Consider the following 1,448-nt stretch of genomic DNA (forward strand, 5'->3'; position numbering starts at 1 on the left):
GAAATACGTCGACGGGCGCAAGACCGTGGACCTCAGTCCCAGGGGTGTGTCGGCTACGCAGGGCATCTGCGTGACGCGCGAGACGGCTGACAAATATGGCGTCAAGGACATTTCAGATCTGGCCGATCCCAAAAAAGCGGCCGTGTTCGATACCGACGGCGACGGCAAGGGCGAAATGTGGATTGGCGCGTTGGGCTGGTCGTCGACGAGCATCGAGAAGATCCGGGCCAAGAGCTACGGCTATGAAAAAACGATGACGCTCCTTCAGATGCCGGAAGACATGGCAATGGCCGCAGTCGATGCGGCCGCGGCAACGGGGCAACCGATGGCATTCTACTGCTACAGTCCGCACCATATGTTCAAGCTCCATGATATCGTCCAGTTGACCGAACCGAAATACGATCCGGCCAAGTGGCACATCGTGATGCCGAGCGACGACCCTGACTGGCTTACAAAATCTGAGGCGCCGGTGGCGTGGGACGCATCCCATTTCTACATCGGGTTTGCCTCATCGATGGCCAAGCGCCTGCCGAAAGTGGCGGCCTTCCTCTCTCATGTCGACTTCAGCTCAGACGAGGTCACCGAAATGAGCTACGCATTGCAGGTCGATCGGCAAGATCCCGCCAAGTACGCGCAGGCCTGGGTTGCAAAGCATCAAGACCGGCTTAGCGCCTGGTCGAAGTAGAGGCAGGGACGACCATGACCTTTTCGCTCGCAAACCGGTCCGTCACTTCGAAAAGCAATGATCGCAGATTGGCTGGCCGCTGCCTCGTTCTCGGCGCCGCGCTTGTCATGACCGCGATAGGCGCGACACTGGCGTATGCCGCTCAGACGCAGGTGTTCGATCCGCAGACACATAAGTGGGTCGACTACGACAAGAAGAAAGCGCGAAAATACTACGCAGCCCACAAGGAGGTGCCCGAGGCATTTCGCCCGCAGATGGTCCAATTCCGCACCGCTGAGGTGCCCGGTACGATCATCATCGATGGCAACAAGCATTTTCTCTATCTTGTGCAGCCGGGTCAGCAGGCCATGCGCTACGGCATCGGCGTCGGCCGGGAAGGCTTTGGATGGGCCGGTATCGTGCGCGTCGGCCGCATGGCGGAATGGCCGACCTGGACGCCCCCGGTCGAAATGGTCGCTCGGGATCCGAACGCGGTCAAATATGCGGCAGGCATGCCGGGAGGTCCCGACAATCCGCTCGGCGCCAGGGCACTCTATCTCTACGAGGGCGATCAGGACACGATCTACCGGATACACGGCACGCCGGAGCCCTGGACGATCGGGCTCGACGTGTCATCAGGGTGCATCCGGATGCGGAACGACGACATCACCGACTTGGCGTCCCGCGTCAAGGTCGGAGCCAAGGTCATCGTTCTGATGCAGGGGGCGGCCCTTTACAAGGGCGTTTGAAGCGGCATTCGGAGAGGGCCAAGCAATGTCGGAAA

The 1,448-nt window shown here is 60.2% G+C and carries 2 protein-coding genes; both read left to right on the plus strand.

The window, feature by feature from the left end:
* The coding region (locus ACXJ7R_RS32520) for an ABC transporter substrate-binding protein (RefSeq protein ID WP_457155379.1) at positions 1-685 on the plus strand (685 nt) is incomplete at its 5' end.
* Between the two features lie 14 nt (positions 686-699).
* Positions 700-1,413 carry a L,D-transpeptidase gene (locus ACXJ7R_RS32525; protein WP_457155380.1) on the plus strand — a complete coding sequence of 238 codons (714 nt, stop codon included), beginning with the start codon at positions 700-702 and terminating at the stop codon, positions 1,411-1,413.
* The last annotated feature ends 35 nt before the right edge of the window (positions 1,414-1,448 follow it).

This window comes from Mesorhizobium sp. P5_C1, from assembly GCF_054049815.1.